Here is a 20,647-nt window from a genome sequence, read left to right as displayed (position 1 = left end):
GCTGTACGACAACAGTTCGATTGCGTCGCTAGGCTGGCAGGACGTGAAGTTCGTAAAGCCTGTTATTGCGGGCGATACTGTCCATGTACGTTTCACCTTCACTGACAAGCGTCCGACTTCCAAGCCCGGGCGCGGCATCGTCAACGAGTCGCTGGAATTGATCAATCAGCGTAGCGAGGTTGTGATCTCCGCAACGCACACTTCCTTGCTGTCCTGCCGCGGCCAGTGAGGATTTTCGCTTCGGCCGACTGTGGGCCGTGGTGTTCGGGCGGGCGGAATACGACAATGTAGTAGACCAAATTTTATTGTATCAAGCAGTATCCAGGCAGTTTTAGCAAGCAAGCGGGGCGCAATTTTAATACGGTGTCAGGCCCCAGGGAAATGTAGGGGTAGGCGCTGGGGACTCTCACCACACGTAGAAGGGAAGCAAACATGAAAGTCAGCAAGTTGTTGGGTTCCATGCTGCTGGGACTGGCTTTGCCGTTCGTCGCGCATGCGCAAAGCTGTGCGCCGAAAATCGCCTCGGATCACCTGGTCAAGGCTGGCGAGTTGCAGATGTCAATCAATCCCACATTGCCACCCCAGCAGTATGTGAATGACAAGGGTGAGCTGGAAGGACTGAACGTTGAATTGGGTAACGCGATAGCGAAAGCGCTTTGCTTGAAGCCGACCTATCTGCGGATGGATATGCCACCGATGATCCCGGCGCTGAAGACCGGCCGTTTCGATGCAATCGATACCGGCTTGTTCTGGACCGAGGAGCGTTCGAAGATGTTCTATATGGTGCCATACGCGCAACAGGCGATCAGCATCTATACGCTACCGGGCAGCAAGCTGGTCATTCATGGTTTCGATGATCTTGCGGGGCGTAAAGTGGGGGTTGAAATTGGTACGTATCAGGAACGCAAGGCCCGGGGTATCAGCGACGACATGGTGAAACGTGGCTTGCAGCCGATTCAGTTCCTGACTTTCGAGACGGTGACGGACACGTCACAGGCGTTGCTGGCCGGTCAGGTCGAGGCGGGGCTGAATATCGATGAAACGGCGCGATCGCTGGAAGATCGCAAGCTGGTCAAGGTCTGGGTAAGGGGGCAGCAGGGCACGGATATCACATTTGCCTTTCGCGACAAGGTCGTCGCGCAGGCAGCGGCCGATGCGATCACGAAGCTGAAGGCGGACGGTACTTATGACAAGTTGTTTGCGAAGTTCCGCATGACGCCATTGAAAGAAACCACGTTCTCGATCCGCGGTACGGGGCCGAACTAAGCAAGCATATCGGGCGATTGGTCATTGCGATTGAATGAGTGCGCGCTGGCGATAAGCGCACGGGTGGTAACGATCTAGGCAACACGGGAGCCGAGATGAGTCTGTTCAATGTGCCGGATTTTCTAGGCTATCTGGTCAATGTTTTTTTGATGGAGGGCGCGTTAATCACCCTCGCGCTGACAATCGCCACGGCCGTCGGAGGCATGATTGTCGGCATGGGGGTCGCCCTGCTGCGCATGTCTTCCAATCCGGTGCTGCGCGGTCCTGCGGCCTTTTATATTTGGGTCATGCGTGGTACGCCGCTACTGGTGCAATTGGTGATTGTCTTTACCGGATTGCCGCAGTTCGGAATTCGCTTGAACGTGCTGGAATCGTCGCTTTTCGCCTTGATCCTAAATGAAGCGGCGTACCTGGCCGAGATCATTCGTGCCGGTTTTCTCAGCGTACCGCAAGGGCAGCGCGAAGCCGCTGATGCGCTGGGCTTGCCCCGGTGGGTCAAGTTGTGGAAAGTGACGTTTCCCCAGGCGTTCCGCTTGATGATTCCGTCGCTTGGTAACTCGGTGAACGGCCTGTTGAAAGCGACGTCGCTCACGTCGGTGATCTCCATGGAAGAGTTGATGCGTCGCAGCCAGATGCTCATGCAGGCGAAGTTCGAGGTGTTGGAGGTATTTTGTGCAGCGGCTATCTACTATTTGCTGATGACCACGGCATGGGGCTTTTTTCAGCAGTGGTTGGAAAAGCGCTATAGCGCTGGGTTTGGGACCCGAAAGTAGGCGTGCCCGGTATGGGTTGATGCCCGTATTGATTCTTCCAGGGGGACGCGAAACGCCGATGAGACGTGGCTTGCCAAGTACTTCGGAAAAAACTCCCCATTCCTCAAAAGCTTCGCTATAATAGCCGGCTCCGGAGAGATGGATGAGCGGTTTAAGTCGCACGCCTGGAAAGCGTGTATAGGGTAAAACCTATCCGGGGTTCGAATCCCCGTCTCTCCGCCAGAATACCTTCACATTCAACTAGTTACGAATGCCAGCGTAATGACAGGGTGTGTATAAGGGGACAAAAAGGCGTCTAAATGACAGCTTTTTTGCCCCTTTTTCTTGTAATCCCCGAACATGGCAACCGCTTTGCCGCCTGCCGCTAGTGCAGCTTTTGTGATCCATCGCCCGTACCGCTCTTCCGGCATCTTCATCAAGGTAAGCGTCCATCGCCGGCATCTTGCGGGATGTGTCGTTACGGTGTGTGTCGGACTGTTGATCAGCGGCACGGCGGAAGTGCCTATTTAAAAAGTAGGTGCCCCCTAGAATAGCGACATCTTGCTCGATTATTCGAGGAAATTGCCTGCGTGGCGACCGGCAGTCCAGCCGCCGTCACATGTTAAAACACTGCCCGTGACCAGCGAAGCGTCGTCAGAGAGGAGAAACGCAACGACGGCCGCGATTTCTTCTGGACGGCCTCTTCGATTTGTCGCGTGAAACGACGTGATCTCGTCTCGCAAGAATTGCAACTCCGGCTGATTCAGATGACTAACGCCTTCTGTTTCGATGTATCCGGGGCATATCGCGTTAACACGAATGCCAAGCCGCGCATAATCAAGGGCCATTGTCTTGGTGAGACCTATTACGCCAGCTTTGGACGCGGAGTACTGCGTTGCTCCAGTCAGCGTCTGCAGGGCAACGACACTGGATAAGTTGCAAATGGCGCCAGAACGCTGTTCGACCATCACTTTGAGACAGTGCTTCGAAAGCAGAAAGGTGCCGGTCAAGTTCAAGTCAATAATCTTCGACCATTCGCTTAATTCCAACTGATGAGCATGGCCGCCACCGCCACGGCCGGCGCAGTTCACTAGTCCGTCAATTCGCCCGTACTTCTCAAAGACTTCCGCTACGCCCTTCGCCACTGAGGCTTCGTCCGTTACATCTACGGAGACATAATCGGTGGGCCGGTCTGGCGCCGGAGTGGTCAAGTCAAAATTGATAGCGCGCGTATTCTCAATCGCATTGAAGCGGTCCACGCATGCTTTTCCGATGCCGGAACTACCCCCGGATACAATGATAATCTTTTCCATTTCGCTCCTTAACGTGCACTAAATCCGCCGTCGACCATGACATTTGTTCCCGTGACGAATGTCGCATCGGATGCACTTAGCCAAAATACTGCACTCGCAATCTCATCCGGGCGTGCAATCCTTCCTAAAGGATGGCTTTGCGCCAGACTGGCCTCAAGATTTGGATCGTTTGCAATCATCTTTTCTTGCATTGGCGTGTACGTCGCACCGGGACTGACACAGTTCACTCGCACGCCGGCCGGCGCGACTTCGAGGGCAGCCGACTTGGTCAACCCTATCAAGGCGTGTTTGCTGGCGACATATGGCGCGATGCCCGGCATTCCGACTACGCCGCCGATTGACGAACAATTGACGATAGATCCGTGACCCTGCGCAGACATGATCCGCATTTGATGCTGAAGGCAGAGGAACGTCGCGCTCAAATTGACGTCAAGCACACGGCGAAGTTCAGCCAGCGATTGATCGGGGATATTTGCGGGCGTACCAAGAATTCCAGCACAGTTGAAGGCAGCGTCTAAGCGTGAGTACCGCGATGTGATATCGCCGAAAACTTGCGTGACTTGTTCCGGATCAGTGAGGTCCGCTTCATAGAAACTATGGAAGCCGCCGCAGCTGTTCAACTGGCCTTCGATGCGTTCGCCAGCCACTGCGTTGCGGCCGATGATTGCAACATCCCACTCGCGCTTTGCGAAATAGAGCGCCGTTGCTTCGCCGATGCCTGACGTCCCGCCTGCTACAACTAAAACGTTTCTCATTGCATCTCGTTTGAAAATATAAAGCCGGATTCAGTTAGCCTGCCTGTCGGCGTTAAATCTTATCGGTTTTCAACCCTGGTGTCGCGGTATTGAGAACGGTGGCGCGCAAACGCTCCCGACTTCCATTTGCGAAATGCTGTGTATTTATACAACATCATTCACTTCTTCATGCACATTTCGAATTTGCGATTGCTGGTCCGGCTTGGTTGGACAGGGACGCGTGACCGCGTGCGGTTTAGTGCGCACGGCGCGCGGGGACGACGATGACACATTGATCCATATCCGCAAAGTTTGATTTAGGCTGTGCACGAGCCGATCTTGAAAATACAGTCCACTTCGACCGAGGCGCCCTTAGGCAATTGCAAAACGCCGATAGACGTCCGTGTGTGCACACCCACGTCGCCCAGAACGGAATGCAGCGCGTCAGATGCGCCATCGGCGACTTCGCTTTGCATCGTAAAGTCCGGCGCGCTACGGACGCATACTGTAATACGTGGCACCGCGGATATCGCATCGAGCGTCCCCAAGGCTGCTTTTACAAGTGCGAGCGCCCGAAGCGTTGCCGTAGCGGCTGCCCGACGAGCGTCATCAAGCGAGATTGATTCGCCGACGATGCCAACAAAGTGAACGACGTCACCTATCCGAGGTATTTGACCGGCGACATAAGCGACGTTCCCATCGATCAACACCGGTGTGTACTTTCCCCCTACCTTGATTTGCTCCTTCAAATCGAAGCCAAGTTCGATTGCTAAAGCTTGTAGCTTTTCGTCTCTCGTTTTCACTTATCGTGTTCCTTTTCACACGCAAATAGAATGTTCCTGGACTTGCACGCGTGCCTAGACTGTTGTCGGCGGCCTGTTGACGGTCAACTATAACCGAAATCCCATAGCAATTCTGATCTGGCCGGCTGCGTAAGACCATTCAGCGCCAACAAGGGGATGGCTGCAATCACACATAATGGATGGCAGATTTAATTGCAGGAAGCGATTGCCGCGACAATGCCTCTCGTCTATACCGTGGGTGAATGCATCGATCTGCAATCGTCAACGCCAACCGTGTCATGACTTCGTTGCCGCTGGCTTGCCGCGTGGTCAAAGCACTTTTCTGAGGCCGGGTAGAGGACGTCAGCCGCAATTTGAAAGCATGCTTTGGCATGCCCAAAAACACCCATTGCGTGGAACCCGGTTCCATAAAAGGAAAGCCTATTTATCGACAGATAAGAATCGGAGCGATGATCGAAGAACTCAGCAAGTCGTGGTGAAAGAGGGATACGCATTTTGTCGAATTGGTACAAGACTGCTATTTCAAAAGCATTGTGGCATTAATGCTGCGTACCGGTGACGCAGCACCTATTAGCGAGCTATTTTGGGACGATGCGCCCAGGTTTGATTTTCGTATGCTTCGGTTCGTTGAGAATATGAAAGCGCTCAGTCTGTGTTAATGCAATGAAGTGATACACTTGCTTTGCATTACACGCGTTATCACAGACCAGTATAAGCGGCGGATAAACGGCTGCATCATCCGGAACATACCCCGCGTCACGGCGAGTAGATACATCTATCGCGCGATCCTGCGTGCCATCGACGGAGAATAATGCATGTTGCAACAGTCGCGGTTCTTCATACGTGCTGCGTTTATTGGAATAAACGCGGCATCTGCGATTACCATGGCGACGGCACAAGCCGAACCCATGAGTGCGTGGCGTGCATTTTCTGGTTCGGGGGTCGCATTTGTCTTACCTCCGACAGGCTCACGCCCCATCTTGCTGACGGCATCAGAGGGATCGAAAGGTCCGTTGATCTCGCTGTTGAATCTGGAGAGCGCACTTTGTGTCGCGCATGCCGGATCGTCTACTGCTTTGCCACCATTTTCGGTAAATGGTACTTTGTTGCCTTTCGTTGAGGACTGCATCAATGGTTCTACCGTCGAACGACCGGCAACCGATCAAGGTGAAGCGTTTTTGCGTGGCGCTGCTCGTAGCGGGGAGGCCATTACAGTTGACGATGGGCAGGGCGCAGTGTTGCATTACCCGCCAGCTGATTTCGCGCCTGTACAGCAGGAACTTCAGTTGCGAGCCTACGGATTCTAATCGCTTACCCTAACGTCTCGACATCCCTCTAGCAACACTTGCCGGTCCAATTTTTTGCATTGGACGATCTAGGCTGGTCGACCCTGCGTAAAGATTCATTAATCACCATAGCGGTATTGCGCTTGATACCGTTTCAGCGCATTCTGACCCCGCAGTTCAAAGGGTGTGCAATGACTATGTTCGTATTCGTTGCGCTTCGGCATCTCTTTCATGTGGTCATCCTCGATGAACGAATCTTCCAGAGAGGTCGATGATAGCGTGGCATCGTTAGCCGCGCCACACATCGTTGTCATCGGTGGTGGATCGGCCGGCGCGATGAAGTCGCTGAGCCTCTTTTTCCAGATATTCCCGATTACACGACAGGATTTTGCATTCGTCATTGCCTTTCATTTTGGTGCCGATGCAGAAACACAGATATCCGAATTATTTTCGATAAAAACGACCATGCCGTTGCAAATGGTGTCGGATGGCATGCCACTTCGCCCGGGAAACATCTACGTCTTGCCGCCCGACGTTAGGGTAGAGATGCACGAGGCAATATGCCGCTTGGTGTCGGACGAAGGGCCGATGTCAGTGACAACGTTTATAGATCGATATATAACATCACTCGCCAGCGATCAGCGTGAGCGCGTGATAGGCATCGTCATGAGCGGCGCCGATGGCGACAATACGGTGGGGCTTCGTGCTATCAAGGCGGAAGGGGGCTTGTCATTGCACAATCTCCAAATAGCGCGGAGGATCCCATCATGCCTCAAACGGCGATTGAGTCGGGATTGGTCGAATTTGTATTGCCTGTGCAAGACATGGCCGCCGCGGTGTTGGACTACGCGGATCAACTTCAGGGGTTGGCGCTACCTGAGCATGCTGCGCATGCGACGCCCGAAGCGGACGATCAGGCAGATGTGCCCGCGATGGATCTGGAGCCAGTTTTCAATGCTCTGGCAGGAGCTGGCACCGAATTTAGAGGCTATAAACACTGCACGTTGAGGCGTCGCGTCGCACGCCGGATGGCGGTCAACCGAATTGATCGTTTCGAGAAGTATTGCCAATTGTTGAGCACGCAGCTAGACGAGGTAGAGGCACTGAGTCAGGAAATGATGATTGGTGTGACCGCATTCTTTCGGGATGCGGAGGCATGGGATATGCTCGCGGAACGTGTATTGCGACCGTTACTCGATGCGCCCGAGGTGGCGCAGCCGTTGCGTATCTGGGTCCCGGGTTGCGCCACCGGGGAAGAAGCGTATTCGATCTCGATGCTGTTGACCGAGGAGATTGAAAAGCGCAAAAGCGGTCGCAGCTTCATGATCTTTGCGTCAGATGTCAATCGAACAGCATTGACGTGTGCGCGCCTTGGTATTTATTCCCCGGATGTTGCATTGCAATTGGGAGAAGCAAGGCTCTCGCGTTTTTTTCAGCCGTGCGAGCACGGCTATCAGGTGCGTCGGGAACTTCGCGAGTCGATCTTATTTACCTCTCAAAATTTGACGGCCGATCCGCCATTTTCGAGTGTGGACTTGATCAGTTGTCGCAATTTGCTGATATATCTGGAGCCGCTGGCGCAACAACGCGTTTTCACGCTCTTTCACTTCGCACTCAACCCAGAGTGCTATCTGTTCCTCGGACGTGCCGAAAGCAGTACTCCGGATGCAACGCATTTCCAGGAGGTATCCAAGAAATGGCGCATTTATCAACATGCACCGCTCACCATGCCAAGTGCGTCGATTCATCGCCATACATCGCGAAACGGGGGGCGCGGCGATTTCCCAAACGCAGGGCGGGTTGGCGGTCGTAATAAAGGGTATGCGGAATTAGTTAACGCGGCGTTGTTGTCGCATCATCAGGCCGCGGTTTTGGCCAATACCGCCCATCAGGTTATCTATGTTAGCGGCGCCGTAGATTGCTACTTGGGGCAGTCTGAGGGCGAGCCGACAAATAACATTCTGGACATGACCCGCGAAAGATTGCGAATGAGGCTGCGGATCGTCTTACGCCGCGCGTCTCAGAATCCGTTCGGTGATGCGGTAAGTGAAGCCGTGTTGGGCGACGGCGTGCCTGACGTGCAGATCACGGTTTCCCATATTACCGATCAGATCTATGCGGGTAGCTTGCTGTTGATCCTGTTTTCGCAATTACCATTCGTACAACGAATTATATTGCCACCGGTTGCAGAAGGAGGTGATTCCGATCTATGGCACCTTGAACGTGAACTTCGTACCACCCAGGCGGCATTGGGGTTCACGATCGGCGAATTAGAGGAAAGTAACAGCGAATTGCGCGTATCGAACGAAGAAATGCTGTCGATAAATGAAGAATTACGCTCGGCAAACGAGGAGCTGGAAACGTCGAAGGAAGAGTTGCAAGTCGTTAATGAGCAGTTGAATCAGGTCAATTATCAGCTAGAACAGAAAGTCCTGCAATTAGAGGCCCTGACGGACGATTTCACGAGTTTGCTCGCCAGTACTGAAATTGCCACCGTGTTGATTGACCGGCATGGTTTGCTGAAACGCTTCACGCCAAGTGCGGCGGCGATATTCGGTCTGGGGCCGACAGACATGGGACGTACGGTGCGGGAAACCCTGGTTGCACCGCTTGGCGATACGATGATGCCGGATGTCGAGCGCGTCTTGTCCGGCGCGATCGAGCAGGCGGAGAAGGAAGTCAAATCGGCATCGGGGCAGTGGTATGTCCGTCGCATCACGCCGTATATCGCCATTGTCGGCCAGTTTCCCGCCGGCACGGTGGTGACCTGGACGGATATCACACATATCAAGAAAGTAGACGAGCGTGCAGGGCGCCTCGCTGCCGTCGTGCAGGACTCCAATGATGCCGTCACGGTCTTCGATCTGAATGGGCGGTTTCTTGCCTGGAACAATGCCGCGACTGTGATGTACGGTTACACGGAGGCAGAAGCGTTATGCCTGTCGGTTTCGGATTTGCTGCCACCTGGCGCGCGGGAGGATCATCACGATTTCATTCTCCACGCACTGGATAACCAGGCACTGCATTCCTATGAAACGCGGCGCGTTGCCAAAGATGGTCGTGTATTGGAAATCTGGTTGTCAATGTCGATCCTGCTGGACGAGGCGGGCAACGCCGTGTCCGTGTCGTCGACGGAACGGGACCTGACGGACCGTGGCCTCAGCACGGCATTCCTGCGTCAACGTGCAGACCAGTTGGCGTTGGCGGATAGACGGAAAAACGAGTTCTTGGCGATGTTGGGACATGAGTTGCGCAATCCCCTCGCGGCACTGATCTCGGCTGGGCATTTGTTTTCGCTGTCATCGGTGGACGAAACAAAGAAGTCTTGGGCGGCAGGGGTGATACAGCGCCAAGGACGGGCCATGCTGCACCTCGTCAACGACATGCTCGATATCGCTCGCATCGCGGCCGGACAAGTGGAATTACATCAGCAGACGGTGGCGCTGAAGACCATTGTGCAAAGTGCTATCGATGTGTGTCAGCCAATCATTCAGGAGCGTCGACATCGCTTGTCGGTATCACTACCGGAGACCCCTGTGTATCTAAACGCCGACCCGACTCGCTTGTCTCAAGTGATGGAGAACATCCTGATCAACGCGGCGAAATTCACCGCTCCTGGAGGGTTGATCTCGTTGCACGCAGCCACCTCCGCCGCGCAGCGATTGACCGTGCGGATCAAGGACAACGGCCGGGGCATTTCCGCGGGCATGTTGAACCAGATCTTCGATATGTTCGTCCAGGCGCCTACATCCGACGGCCAACGATATAACGGACTAGGCGTGGGATTATCGGTCGTGCGCCGTCTCGTGGAGTTGCACGGGGGAACGGTCCGCGCGATGAGCGACGGCCACAGCGGGAGTGAGTTCGTGATTGACTTGCCACTGGAGACCGGTGCAATTCCGGCGAGTGTGATAGCAGACTTTCCCATGCCGGTAGTCACGCCGTGCAAGCGTATCCTGGTCATCGACGACAATCGGGATGCGGGCGAAGCGCTCGCGCTGCAATTGGCCCATGAAGGTCATGATGTACGGACTGCCTCTGACGGCAAGTCGGGGCTAACCATCGCACAGGCCTTCGTGCCGGAGGTTGTCTTGCTGGATATCGGCATGCCGGGGATGGATGGCTATGCGGTCGCAAAAGCCTTGCGCCAGTCCGATGTCACGCGCGGCGCCTGTCTGATCGCCATTACCGGATTCGGCATGCCGTCGGATCGCCTCCGCTCCGCCGAGGCGGGTGTGGATCAGCATATGGTGAAGCCGGTCGATCGCAACAAGCTATTGCACCTGTTGGCGGCCATTCCGGAGCGTCCGGCGTTGCCGGGGTAATCCGGGTGCGGAGATATCCGACAGCGCCATGTACGCGCTTACATTTATTTACGCACTACGGGCGCCCTGCAGTACGGGAATACACCGTTTTGCCCACTCAAGGCCCCCTTCGAGCGCGAAGTCGGCGCTTGCATAGGGGCCGCAAGGACTGATGCAGTTGCGAACGTCGAACGATACGTCGTCGCCGATGATTGGAAAGCCATCGGCGCGGGTGATGATTGCATCGAAGCCGAAACCGTCAAGTCCCGACGGCGCGACGCCCAGTACTTGTGGGATCGGTGTGACACTGACTAAAAAATCCTCGATTGGATAATTTTTTAGCATGACGATTCTCCGTGTGATGCAGTTAGTATAAACACGGATAGGGAAGACGTGTACCGCAAAAAATTTGCTGATTTTCCGATTCTGTTACAAATTTATTCAGGCTGCCGTACGGCTGTGGCGGGTGGTCTAGTCGGCGAGTGATGCCTCGCGAAGCAGTCGACCGCACTCATCCAGCAAGTCCATGGCGACCGGTGATGCGTGATTCGGGTCCAACGATTGGTTCATTTCGTGCGCCATGTAAAGTCCTGCCTCACGAGAAAGGCTATCGGCCAGTGTTTTGGCGAATTGTCCGCTGAGTTGCGCCAATTCCCGTATCAGCCGCGGCGGTCCGACCAGGTCTTGGCGCATCAGCCAGACTTTCGCGGTATCCAGTGCGCGATTATCGTCCGGCCAGACATCATGCTCGTAATACACGCTTAGCCGTTCGGAGGTCAGCGCGAACAGCAGGGCCTTGCGATTGTCGAAATTCAGGTCTACGTGTGTCATCGGAGCAGGAGGGAGCGAAACGGACAAGGGAAGCAGCCGTCATTCTACAAAATGGTGGCATCGATGGGCTGCAGCACCAGACGCAAGACGCGAATATCCGGTTCGTCGCTGCGTTCGACAACAAACCCCAGGGTACGGGCGAGCTTGATCATGCGGGTATTCTCCGCCAGTACTTCGCCAACAATGGCGCGCGTGCCGCGTGCCCGGCAGTAAGCGATGATCCGCTGCATCAAAAGCGCGCCCAGCCGCAGGCCCTTGCGGTCAGAGCGCACCAGCACCGCGAATTCTGCTGTTTCATTGTCGGCGTCGGCAACGGCGCGTACGACGCCCAATGTGACGCTCGTTGGCGCCCCACCATCGGCTTGCGCGATCTCGGTGGTGGCAATGAAGGCCATTTCACGGTCGTAGTCGATTTGCGTCATCCGCGCCAATTGACTATGTTCCGGCGCGTTCACCGCACCGAAGAAGCGCATCCGTAGATCGTCGTCAGTCATCGACTCCACCAGGATGCGATGCGTGTGCTCGTCTTGCGGACGAATGGGCCGTACGGTGATTGCCTGACCTTGCCAATGAACGGTGGATTCGAGTTCCGCAGGATAGGGACGCACCGTGAATCGATATCGTGCGCGTGGCGCATTGGTATCGGTCGACGCACCCGTTGTCGACAATCGGGCAAGGGAATCCGGTGCCGTGACGCGTAGTGTACAGTCGCGCATTACAATGCCGTCGTCATGCCGATGCGCAGCGCGCAACGACAGCCCCGCGATTTCAGGTACGGCAACGATCACATCGGACAGGCGCGCCAGAAAACGCGTGAACGCACGGAACGAGGCATGGCCGTGCGTTGGCGCGCTGGGAAGTCGGCCGACCAGGTCGCCAGACAGGACGGTGTTGATCGGCAGAATGGTCCATTCGGTCTGCTGCGTGGGTGCGCCGGGAAACGCACCGGGCGGTGTGACGCCCAACACCATGCCGAAGTGGAGATCCCGCTTGACCGTCAGCGCCATGAACGGACCGGTCCGTTCGTCGTTGCCCGTTTCTCTCGCCTCGGCAGAGCGGCTGGTAAGGTCCGGTGCGTGCGGCAGCAACGTCGCCAGTAATGCAAACGCGTCGTCATGCGTCAGCATATCCGATGGCGCACCCGACGCCAGGCGTTGTTGCAGGCCGGCCCTCGCGGCGGCGATCGCGTCCGCCTGGAGTTGGCCGATCGATTCCGGTGTTTCCGCCAGCAATACCTGGTTGCGTTGATATTCGCGCATTGCGGCAAACGCGCGGGCCAGGCGTTGTGGTGTGGGGAAGACCGCGATCTTATGCTGATGCAGCAGTGTGCGGACCGCGGGATCGAAATCACCGAGCCAGCAGGTCATTAGCGCACGCGGCCAGCGCGCGGCATGCGCTGCCACCGTCCGGGCCAGCGGCAGCGCGGGCGCATGGACGCTGGGCGTGTGGACGACAAAGAGCGCACCCGTCGATGATTGTGGCGCCAACGCGCGAATGGCCGCATCGTAGGCCGACGGATCGGCTGTTTCCCCGAGATTGATCGGGTTGCGGCCGTTGCGCCAGGGCAGCGCTTCCCTCGCCAGGGCGGGAGTGCTGGTTTCGGACGTCGATGCCGGCATGGCCTCGGGCTTGCCGCCATCCCGTACGGGATCATGCATCACTGCAAGGCGACCGCCAGCCGCATGGAGCGCATCCGCGGCCAAGGCACCGGTGAAACCGCCGTTTGACAGGATGGTGGCTGCGTCGCTGCCGGCGAAGCGGCCCACATGCAATGTCTCGATGGCGTCGAGCAGGTCCTCTATCGATTCCACCCGTACCATGCCCGCGCGTCGAAATGCCGCGGTGAAGAGGGCATCGTCCGCCCGTTCATGGCGGGCGCGCAGGACCAGCACCGGCTTATTGCGCGAAGCGGCGCGGGCTGCCGACAGAAACTTGCGCATTGCGTCCGGTGCGACGAAATCCATCGATAACGCAATTGCGCCGGTCTCGCCGTCGCTTGCCAGATAATCGAGTAGATCGGCGCTGTCGATGTCGGCTTCGCGCCCGCTTGTGATGACCTTCGAGAAACCGATGTGACGCGCGCTCGCCCAGGATACGGCGGCGTTGGCGAACGAACGCGATTGTGAAATCAAGGCGACCCGTCCTTCCAGCGCTGGTGTGTCGCCGGTACTCGCATGCAGTTTCGCGCGGCTCGACACAATGCCGCTGCTGGACGGGCCAAGAACGCGCAGCATGCCGCGGCGCGCGCGGGCGAGGACCTGGGTCATCAGTGCATCACTTGCGATGTCACCGCCGACGTCCGTGCTTGTCGTCTCGTCCAGGCGTCGATGCGGATCGCCATACAATACCGCCGCGCGCACGCCGGCATCCACCAGGGCGTCGATGACACTCGGCCAATCTTCGGGGGCGGTACAGACGAGTGCCAGATCGCAGTGCGCGGCGGTCGTCCGTAATGTGGCGGCATGGGCCACGCCAGGATGATCGCGAAATGCATCGCCATCGGTCGGATCGCCGTGCATGCCACCCTTTGCGTGGGCGTGGCGGCGCGCCTTTTCCATGCCGTCGCTGTCGATGCCCGGCAGAAACGCGTGCCGCCGTACCTGCGTGCCATCGGCGACAGAGCCGCCTTGCACCAATCGTGTCTCAAGCAGTGAAGCGGTATAGGAGAGGATCGCCGGTTGCCCTGCGATGATTTGGCCAACGGCGTCCGCATCTGATGTGGCGCGACCGCGTGGCGGCGTGTTGCCGGCCCCTGCGGACGGGGCCACGATCACGACGGAACGCGGACGAAATAAAGCATCCAGATGACGTATCGACACCAATCTCTCCGTGGACGGCACGCGCCGCGCGCGGCACGGCAACCCCTACAGCATAACGGCATGTAGTGACGCTGCCTATGTCGGGCGGTACAGGCATTGATCTGACCCCAGGTGTTGCGTCGACGGATGGGATGGATCGATCGGTCAGCGGTCGCCACGCGGCAGATCGAGCGTGTCGGCGATGACGGCGGATACCCGTTCACGCCTTGGACCGTGCCGTACCGGGACGGCCAGAACACGATCCTCTGCGATGACAAAGATGCGCTGACGCGCGCGACGCACGGGATGACCACCGGTGAAATCGCCGAACGCCGGCAAGACGCCGACATCGGCGCCAAAATGAAAACACGGCAGCCGCACCGCATCGGCGCCGGTGCGAACGGTGAACACCGGATGTTCATGGCCCGCGAGTGCATAGTGTCCGGGCGTTTGCATCGGATAATGACAACATGCCCACGGCGCGATCAGCCAAGGTTCATCATGTACGGCGATACCAAGCGATGTTGGCGGTAGGCCCGCATGCCGGTCATGGTTGCCGGTGATCAACACGACTTCCAGGGGGGCGTGCGCATCGCGCCAGAGCCGCATCGCATCCAGGATTTCGGGAGATTGCGCCTCACGGGCGTGCAGCAGGTCGCCTAGGAAAACAAGTCGTCTGGCCGGATACCGCAGCAACAGATCGGTCAACCGCGACAGCGTCGACGCGCTGACGCCGCGCGGCACCGGCACGCCGCGCGCGTGGAAAACAATCTCTTTGCCCAAATGCGCGTCGGCCACAAACAGCGTCGCGCTGTCGGGATCGAAAACTGCGCGTTCCGGGCAAAGCATCAACGGATGACCGGCGACATCGATGGTCAGCGGCTCCGGCGCATGGAGTGGAATGGACGTGGATGCCAAGGGTGGATAATGTGCTCAGGCAGAGGGGCGCCGATGATCCGCGGCGCGTTCCAGTGTCTTAAGCATACGCTGTACCCGCTCATGTAACCGCTCGCTACTGATTCTTTCCCTCAACCGGGCAATCATCAACGGAAAGGCGAAGGGGGTCGGCTTGGGGGGGGTCGTCTGAACAATCCGTCCACCATTGATGCGATGCAGCGCCAGACGCAAGCGGTCGACATCGAGTTCCTGCAACAGTACTTCGTCCCGCGCCTGCTGCAGCAGCCGGTTGTCCGGCTCGTGTTTTGCAAAGACCTGGTAAAAGAGGCCGGCCGACGCTTGCAATTGACGCGCACTGCGCTTTTCTCCTGGATGGCTTTGAAAGATGAGGCCACTGATACGCGCAATCTCACGGAATCGGCGCATCGCCAGTTCCGATGCGTTGAGGCTATCCAGGATGTCCTGCTCCAAGCCCGCTAGCGCGAAAATGCCGCTATCGATGAGCGCTTGCCAATCCAGTCGTTCGGGCGTGAGTAATTCGAAGCCGTAATCGTTCACGGAAAGCGACACCGTCAATGGACGGCGTTTTGCAGCGCGCCAGGCGCACAAGGCAGCCAGTCCGATATGCGCCGTACGGCCTGCAAACGGGTAACAGAAGTGATGCCAACCCTCGCGCGTCTTGACCGTCTCCAGCAGCAGGGCGTCTGGACGCGGTAACGCCGACCAGTCCCGCTGTAGCGACAGTAATGGCATGACGGCCCCTATCTCAGCGGCACGGATGGTACCGGACGCGGTGTCGGACGCATCGCGCATCGGAAGACATTTTTCATCGAATTTCAGGGCAACGGTTTCGAGCACATCGAGCATGGCGTCCGCCAGTTCCGACGACAACGGCATGCGTCCCCCTTGCCACTGCGGAATCGCGCCCCGCGCGCTATCCGAGCGGCGGACATAGGCGGTCATGTCCTTGATGCGGACTAGCGCGACAGTTCGTCCGGCAAAGGTAAACACGTCACCAGGGCGCAGGCGTGACACGAAGGATTCTTCAATCGTGCCGATACAGCCGCCACTGACCCATTCGATGCGCATCGCGGCGTCCGAGACGATCGTGCCGATGTTGGCGCGATGTCGCCGGGCCAAATCGGCGCGTGGGGCATGGTAGCGTCCATCGGCGGCGCGGGCGACGCGATGATATGTGGGATAACCCTGCAACGCGTTGCCGCCATGCTCGACAAAGGCGATGGCCCAATCCAATGTCGCGCGGTCCAGTGCCTGATACGACCAGGCCTGATGCAATTCATCAAGAAGAGAGGGGCCGGCGTCGAAGCCGCCACCCAGGGCCAGGGTCACCAGATGCTGCACCAATACGTCGAGCGGGCGTTCCGGCGGGCTACGAGATTCGATGTGGCCCGCGACGGCAGCATTGCGCGCCGCCACTGCTTCAACGAGTTCGAGCGCGTGCGTTGGGATCAGCGTCACCCGCGACGGGCGCCCGGGCGCGTGACCGGATCGCCCGGCACGTTGCAGTAATCGCGCGATGCCTTTCGGAGACCCGACCTGGAATACGCGCTCCACCGGGGAGAAATCGACGCCCAGGTCCAGGCTGGACGTGCAGACCACGGCCTTGAGCTTGCCTTCCCGCAGCGCATCCTCCACCCAGCGGCGCACGTTCGCGTCGAGGGAGCCGTGATGTAACGCGATCAATCCCGCCCATGCCGGACGGGCGGTGAGAAGCGCCTGATACCACAGTTCGCATTGCGCGCGGGTATTGGTGAACAGCAACGCGCTGCCGGCATCGTCGATTTCCCGGGCCACCGGTTCCACCAGGCGCGTGCCGAGATGACCGGCCCAGGGGAATCGTTCGATGGCGTCGGGGATCAGTGTATCGATCGTTACCTGTTTCGCCGTGTGCCCCTGCACGGTCCGGCGTCGCCGCTCCGGAACAGCGTGCAGCAGGACATCCTGTGCGAGCGCGAGGTTCCCGAGCGTGGCGGACAGTCCCCATACACGCAGGGCACGGTCGTCGCCGTATGAAGTGCGATGGCCTTCGCACGCGACAGTCGCCGGAGACCGCGCATTGGTGCGCCATCGTGCCAGACGGGCCAGTGCCAGTTGTACCTGCACGCCACGCTTGTTGCCTATCATCTCGTGCCACTCATCGACGACGATGGTATGCACGTGTTGCAACAGGGTTGCCGCGTTGGCGCGGCTGAGGAGTAGCGACAAACTTTCCGGTGTGGTGACCAGTGCGGTGGGTAGCCGCCGATCTTGACGTGCGCGCTCCGTGCCGGGCGTGTCGCCCGTGCGCAGGCCAAGGGTCCAATCTGGCCGGAGTGACGCCATAGGCGCGGACAAGGCGCGAAAGGTGTCCGCGGCCAGCGCGCGCATCGGCGTGATCCAGAGTATCGACAGCGGCGGTCCATGGCGTTGCTTGGGCTCGTCGTTGCCTTCGTTGCCGTTGCCTAGAATGCCGCCCCAGACGGCGAGCGTTTTTCCAGCGCCAGTGTTTGCGTGCAATAGTCCGCTGTCGCCAGCTTGCATGTGCGCCCAGACGGTTTCCTGGAACGGGAAAGGACGCCAGCCGTTATCGTTGAACCATTGTTTCAGCCGTGCGCTCATGTCTGGGGCCGGCGCGGTTCATCCGGACTGGCAGGCGATGGCGTGTCTTCGGCGCAAGGCAAGGCTACGGCGTCCGGCAACAGGGCTTGCAAGCTGGCCAGCGTGTCACCTTCCTCGATGGGTTTATCCTCTCTCCATCGCAGCATTCGCGGAAAGCGTACGGCAATACCGGACTTATGCCGCGGGCTGCGGGCAATGCCTTCGAAGGCGATTTCAAACAGCAATGTCGGACGGACGCTGCGGACGGGCCCGAACTTCTCGATGGTGGTGTTACGGACGATCGCGTCGACGCGCTTTATTTCAGCATCGGTTAAACCGGAATAAGCCTTTGTAAAAGGCACCAATGCACGACTGGGCTGTTCGGGCGGCCCATCCCACACGGCGAACGTGTAGTCAGTGTAGAGATTCGCGCGTCGGCCATGTCCGGCCTGGGCATACAGCAGCACGGCATCCACGGTATAGGGCGCAACTTTCCATTTGTACCACTCGCCATCGGCTCGCGTGCGTCCCACGCCGTAGCGGCTTTGGCGGTGCTTCAGCATCATGCCTTCCACGCCGCGGCTTCGGCTTTCCGCACGGAGCGCCGCAAGCGCCGCCCAGTCTGGCGCGGTCACGACAGAAGGCAGTGCGATGGCCCGTTGCGAGGGGCCGGCGGCGCGGCCGTCGGTCAGTAAAGCGGCCAGCAAGGTTTCCAGGGCTGCGCGGCGCGTGGCAAGCGGGACTTCTCGCAGGTCTTGCCCCGATTGTTCCAGCAAGTCATAGACGAGATAGCGTGCTGGCGCATCAGTGAGAATCTTCTTGCTGACCGTCTTACGGGTAATGCGCGGTTGCAATTGCGAGAATGGCGCTGGGCCGGGGGCATCGACCGCCCAGGCGACGATTTCGCCATCGAGGACCGTGCCATCCGGCAGTGCATCGGCCGTGGCGGTGATCTCGGGAAAACGATCGGTGATCAAGTCTTCACCGCGCGACCACAACCACGCTTGCCCACCGCGCTTCACCAGTTGCGTGCGGATGCCGTCCCATTTCCATTCCGCCTGCCAATCCGCGCGCTCGCCGAGCTTGCCCGCCACCGACTCCGGCGTATCGATATCACCCTGCAACGGTTGCGCCAGAAAGAACGGATACGGCAGACCCAGATCTTCCGCTGCAATGGTTTGAACGGGGGACGCCGACGGCACCAAGGCCAATATCGATTGTGTCGCGCCAGACGGCGAGCCGGGATGGCCAGTGTCAGCAGCGGCTATTGTATTCTCGTCATATTCATCGCCAGCGATGTCCTTATCGAGAACGGCATCCTTTGCGATCAATGCAAGAAAACGCGCTGCGGTAGGGGTGCGTTTGGTGTCTGTCCATCCCACCATTCGATGGGCAATACGCTTCTGATCGATCCCGGCGATATCGGCAAGCGCGCGGATGACCAATTGTCGTGACACGCCGACGCGAAATCCGCCGCCGATCAGCTTGGTCAGTAAAAAGCGGCCAGACCAATCGAGGCTATCCCAGTAGCCGAGCAACGCCTGTTCAATCGTCTCCGGCGCGGCGCCACGCAGGGGCAGCAGCCGATCGGTGATCCATACGGAGAGAGGCGTGTCGTCATCGGAGGTCGGTGGGGGGAGGACATGGGCGATTGTTTCGGCGAGGTCGCCCACGGTGTGATAACACTCGTCGAAAAGCCATTCCGGCAAGTGCGCGCGTTGTTGCGCGAGCGTGCGCAACACGCGGGTAGGCACCACTTGGCGTGGCTTGCCGCCGGACAGGAAGTACGCTGCCCATGCCGCATCGGCCGGGGCAGCGCTATTGAAATACGCACGCAAGGCGTTGTGCTTGTCGTGGGTAGCGGTACTGGCATCCAGCGTGGTATACAGCGTTGCGAAGGCCTTCATCGGTGCATCGTTCCGATGCTCGGCGCGGCGCCCTCGGGCGGTGCGGCGTCGTTGCCAGTGATGTTCGCAGTAGCCAATTGAGACTCCGTGCCATCCTCACCCTCATCGCCGGTATAAGCCGTCTCAAAGTTACCCGCCTCGTAGCCATGCTCCGTCAGCCAGCGCACCAAGGGGGCGGTATGGCCGTGCGTGACGATCACGCGGGACGCGCCGGTCGCATCGATCGCTTGCAAAAGGCCGGGCCAGTCGGCGTGATCGGATAATACGAATCCGTGATCCACGCCGCGTCGCCGTCGGGCGCCGCGCAAGCGCATCCATCCCGACGCAAAGGCGTCGCGATAGGCGCCGTGTTTATTGAATCGACGTAGCCATGGCGTACCGGCCGCAGAGGGCGGGGCGACGACTAACGCGCGTGACCAGTCGCTGGTTGACGCGTTCCTCGGGCTACCGGCGTCGGGCGGCTGCACGCGCTGCGTTGGCGGCAACACAACGCCGCAATCGCGATAGACCTTATTGAGGTTTTCCACGGCGCCATGGCAGACGATCGGGCCGATGGATGCATCGACGGACGCCAGCAACCGCTGTGCCTTGCCGAACGCGTAGCAAAACACGACAGACGGCCGTCCAGCGGCCGCGTTCTCGGCCCACCAGGCGTTCACGCCGGCAAAGACCCGATCCGGGCTGTCCCATCGATAGATCGGCAAGCCAAAAGTCGATTCAGTAATGAATGTATCGCATCGCACTGGTTCGAATGGCGCGCATGTCGGATCGGGTGCGACCTTGTAATCGCCGGAGGCAACCCAGACGTTGCCGCGATGGGCGATACGAACCTGGGACGCGCCCAGCACATGACCCGCAGGATGGAACGACAAGTCCACCGCGCCGATGCGAAGCGTTTCACCGTACGGCAGCGTTTGCAAGTCGATGTCGCCAAGGCGGGCGCGTAATACGCCGGCCCCTGCTTCACTTGCAAGATAGTGCCGGTTGCCGGTGCGGGCGTGATCCGAATGGGCGTGCGTGATGATTGCCCGGTCCACGGGCCGCCACGGATCGATATGAAAATCCCCGGCAGGGCAATACAGGCCACGCGATGTGGCGATGATAAGGTCGTCGGACAATCGCAGGCGGCTCCCCGTACGTTAGGCCGCGGCCGGTGGT

At 58.6% G+C, this 20,647-nt stretch carries 17 protein-coding genes, 1 tRNA gene and 1 pseudogene; 7 read left to right on the top strand and 12 right to left on the bottom strand.

The annotated features are described in order from the left end of the window. From WM40_RS17195 to WM40_RS17180, 4 genes are all read left to right on the top strand, one after another. The coding region (locus WM40_RS17195) for a MaoC family dehydratase (RefSeq protein WP_046153463.1) at positions 1-229 on the top strand (229 nt) is incomplete at its 5' end. 203 nt (positions 230-432) lie between these two features. Beyond that, positions 433-1,266: an ABC transporter substrate-binding protein gene (locus WM40_RS17190; RefSeq protein ID WP_046153462.1), complete on the top strand. Its 834-nt coding sequence runs from the start codon at positions 433-435 to the stop codon at positions 1,264-1,266. A gap of 95 nt (positions 1,267-1,361) precedes the next feature. Further along, the gene (locus WM40_RS17185; protein WP_036008058.1) at positions 1,362-2,039 is read left to right on the top strand and encodes an amino acid ABC transporter permease; all 678 of its coding nucleotides are present in this window, start codon (positions 1,362-1,364) and stop codon (positions 2,037-2,039) included. Between the two features lie 132 nt (positions 2,040-2,171). After that, positions 2,172-2,261: transfer RNA gene (locus WM40_RS17180), tRNA-Ser, on the top strand. A gap of 14 nt (positions 2,262-2,275) precedes the next feature. On the opposite strand, the gene WM40_RS31530 is transcribed toward WM40_RS17180, so the two are convergent. From WM40_RS31530 to WM40_RS17165, 4 genes are all read right to left on the bottom strand, one after another. After that, the gene (locus tag WM40_RS31530) at positions 2,276-2,455 is read right to left on the bottom strand and encodes a hypothetical protein (RefSeq protein WP_157685830.1); all 180 of its coding nucleotides are present in this window, start codon (positions 2,453-2,455) and stop codon (positions 2,276-2,278) included. A 132-nt stretch (positions 2,456-2,587) separates the two neighbouring features. Beyond that, entirely contained in the window at positions 2,588-3,331 is a 744-nt protein-coding gene (locus tag WM40_RS17175; protein ID WP_024902319.1) for an SDR family NAD(P)-dependent oxidoreductase, read from the bottom strand. Positions 3,332-3,339: 8 nt separating this feature from the next. Beyond that, a complete protein-coding gene (locus WM40_RS17170) occupies positions 3,340-4,086 on the bottom strand; it encodes an SDR family NAD(P)-dependent oxidoreductase (RefSeq protein WP_024902320.1) in 747 nt (248 codons plus the stop codon). A 296-nt stretch (positions 4,087-4,382) separates the two neighbouring features. Continuing rightward, positions 4,383-4,868, bottom strand: a complete 486-nt coding sequence (locus WM40_RS17165) for a RidA family protein (RefSeq protein ID WP_046153461.1) — start codon at positions 4,866-4,868, stop codon at positions 4,383-4,385. Positions 4,869-5,881: 1,013 nt separating this feature from the next. Here WM40_RS17165 and WM40_RS30195 point away from each other — a divergent pair. Continuing rightward, on the top strand, positions 5,882-6,175 hold the full coding sequence (locus WM40_RS30195; RefSeq protein WP_157685829.1) for a hypothetical protein: 294 nt from the start codon (positions 5,882-5,884) through the stop codon (positions 6,173-6,175). Positions 6,176-6,273: 98 nt separating this feature from the next. Here WM40_RS30195 and WM40_RS31525 read toward each other — a convergent pair whose 3' ends face one another. Then, positions 6,274-6,555 carry a hypothetical protein gene (locus WM40_RS31525; RefSeq protein ID WP_236693568.1) on the bottom strand — a complete coding sequence of 94 codons (282 nt, stop codon included), beginning with the start codon at positions 6,553-6,555 and terminating at the stop codon, positions 6,274-6,276. On the opposite strand from WM40_RS31525, the pseudogene WM40_RS31520 reads away from it, so the two are divergent. Both WM40_RS31520 and WM40_RS17150 read left to right on the top strand, forming a co-directional pair. Next, positions 6,491-6,930 (top strand): annotated as a pseudogene (locus tag WM40_RS31520) (chemotaxis protein CheB); the annotation flags it as partial. The gene WM40_RS31525 and the pseudogene WM40_RS31520 overlap by 65 nt on opposite strands. Continuing rightward, entirely contained in the window at positions 6,922-10,479 is a 3,558-nt protein-coding gene (locus WM40_RS17150) for a CheR family methyltransferase (RefSeq protein ID WP_236693566.1), read from the top strand. The pseudogene WM40_RS31520 and the gene WM40_RS17150, both read left to right, overlap by 9 nt. Positions 10,480-10,527: 48 nt before the next feature. On the opposite strand, the gene WM40_RS17145 is transcribed toward WM40_RS17150, so the two are convergent. The 7 genes from WM40_RS17145 to WM40_RS17115 all read right to left on the bottom strand — a co-directional run bounded on the left by WM40_RS17145 (position 10,528) and on the right by WM40_RS17115 (position 20,613). Further along, complete coding sequence (locus tag WM40_RS17145; protein ID WP_024902326.1) at positions 10,528-10,803, bottom strand: hypothetical protein; 276 nt, start codon at positions 10,801-10,803, stop codon at positions 10,528-10,530. Positions 10,804-10,929: 126 nt separating this feature from the next. Continuing rightward, positions 10,930-11,289 (bottom strand): hypothetical protein, encoded by a 360-nt coding sequence (locus WM40_RS17140; RefSeq protein WP_024902327.1) that lies wholly within the window; start codon positions 11,287-11,289, stop codon positions 10,930-10,932. 44 nt (positions 11,290-11,333) lie between these two features. Then, a complete protein-coding gene (locus WM40_RS17135) occupies positions 11,334-14,108 on the bottom strand; it encodes a bifunctional acetate--CoA ligase family protein/GNAT family N-acetyltransferase (RefSeq protein WP_157685828.1) in 2,775 nt (924 codons plus the stop codon). 144 nt (positions 14,109-14,252) lie between these two features. After that, a complete protein-coding gene (pdeM, locus tag WM40_RS17130) occupies positions 14,253-15,005 on the bottom strand; it encodes a ligase-associated DNA damage response endonuclease PdeM (RefSeq protein ID WP_269083094.1) in 753 nt (250 codons plus the stop codon). A gap of 15 nt (positions 15,006-15,020) precedes the next feature. Next, positions 15,021-17,603: a DEAD/DEAH box helicase gene (locus tag WM40_RS17125; RefSeq protein WP_051504238.1), complete on the bottom strand. Its 2,583-nt coding sequence runs from the start codon at positions 17,601-17,603 to the stop codon at positions 15,021-15,023. Next, positions 17,600-19,489, bottom strand: coding sequence for a cisplatin damage response ATP-dependent DNA ligase (locus tag WM40_RS17120; RefSeq protein WP_082102879.1), 1,890 nt, complete (start codon positions 19,487-19,489; stop codon positions 17,600-17,602). The genes WM40_RS17125 and WM40_RS17120 overlap by 4 nt, the downstream gene beginning before the upstream one ends. After that, entirely contained in the window at positions 19,486-20,613 is a 1,128-nt protein-coding gene (locus WM40_RS17115; RefSeq protein ID WP_036007977.1) for a ligase-associated DNA damage response exonuclease, read from the bottom strand. The genes WM40_RS17120 and WM40_RS17115 overlap by 4 nt, the downstream gene beginning before the upstream one ends. Positions 20,614-20,647: the final 34 nt, after the last annotated feature.

This window comes from Robbsia andropogonis (genome assembly GCF_000970345.1).
GTDB classification, from domain to species: Bacteria; Pseudomonadota; Gammaproteobacteria; order Burkholderiales; family Burkholderiaceae; genus Robbsia; species Robbsia andropogonis.
The sequence above is the reverse complement of the archived record's forward strand: the minus strand, read 5'-3'. Positions and strand labels throughout refer to the sequence as shown.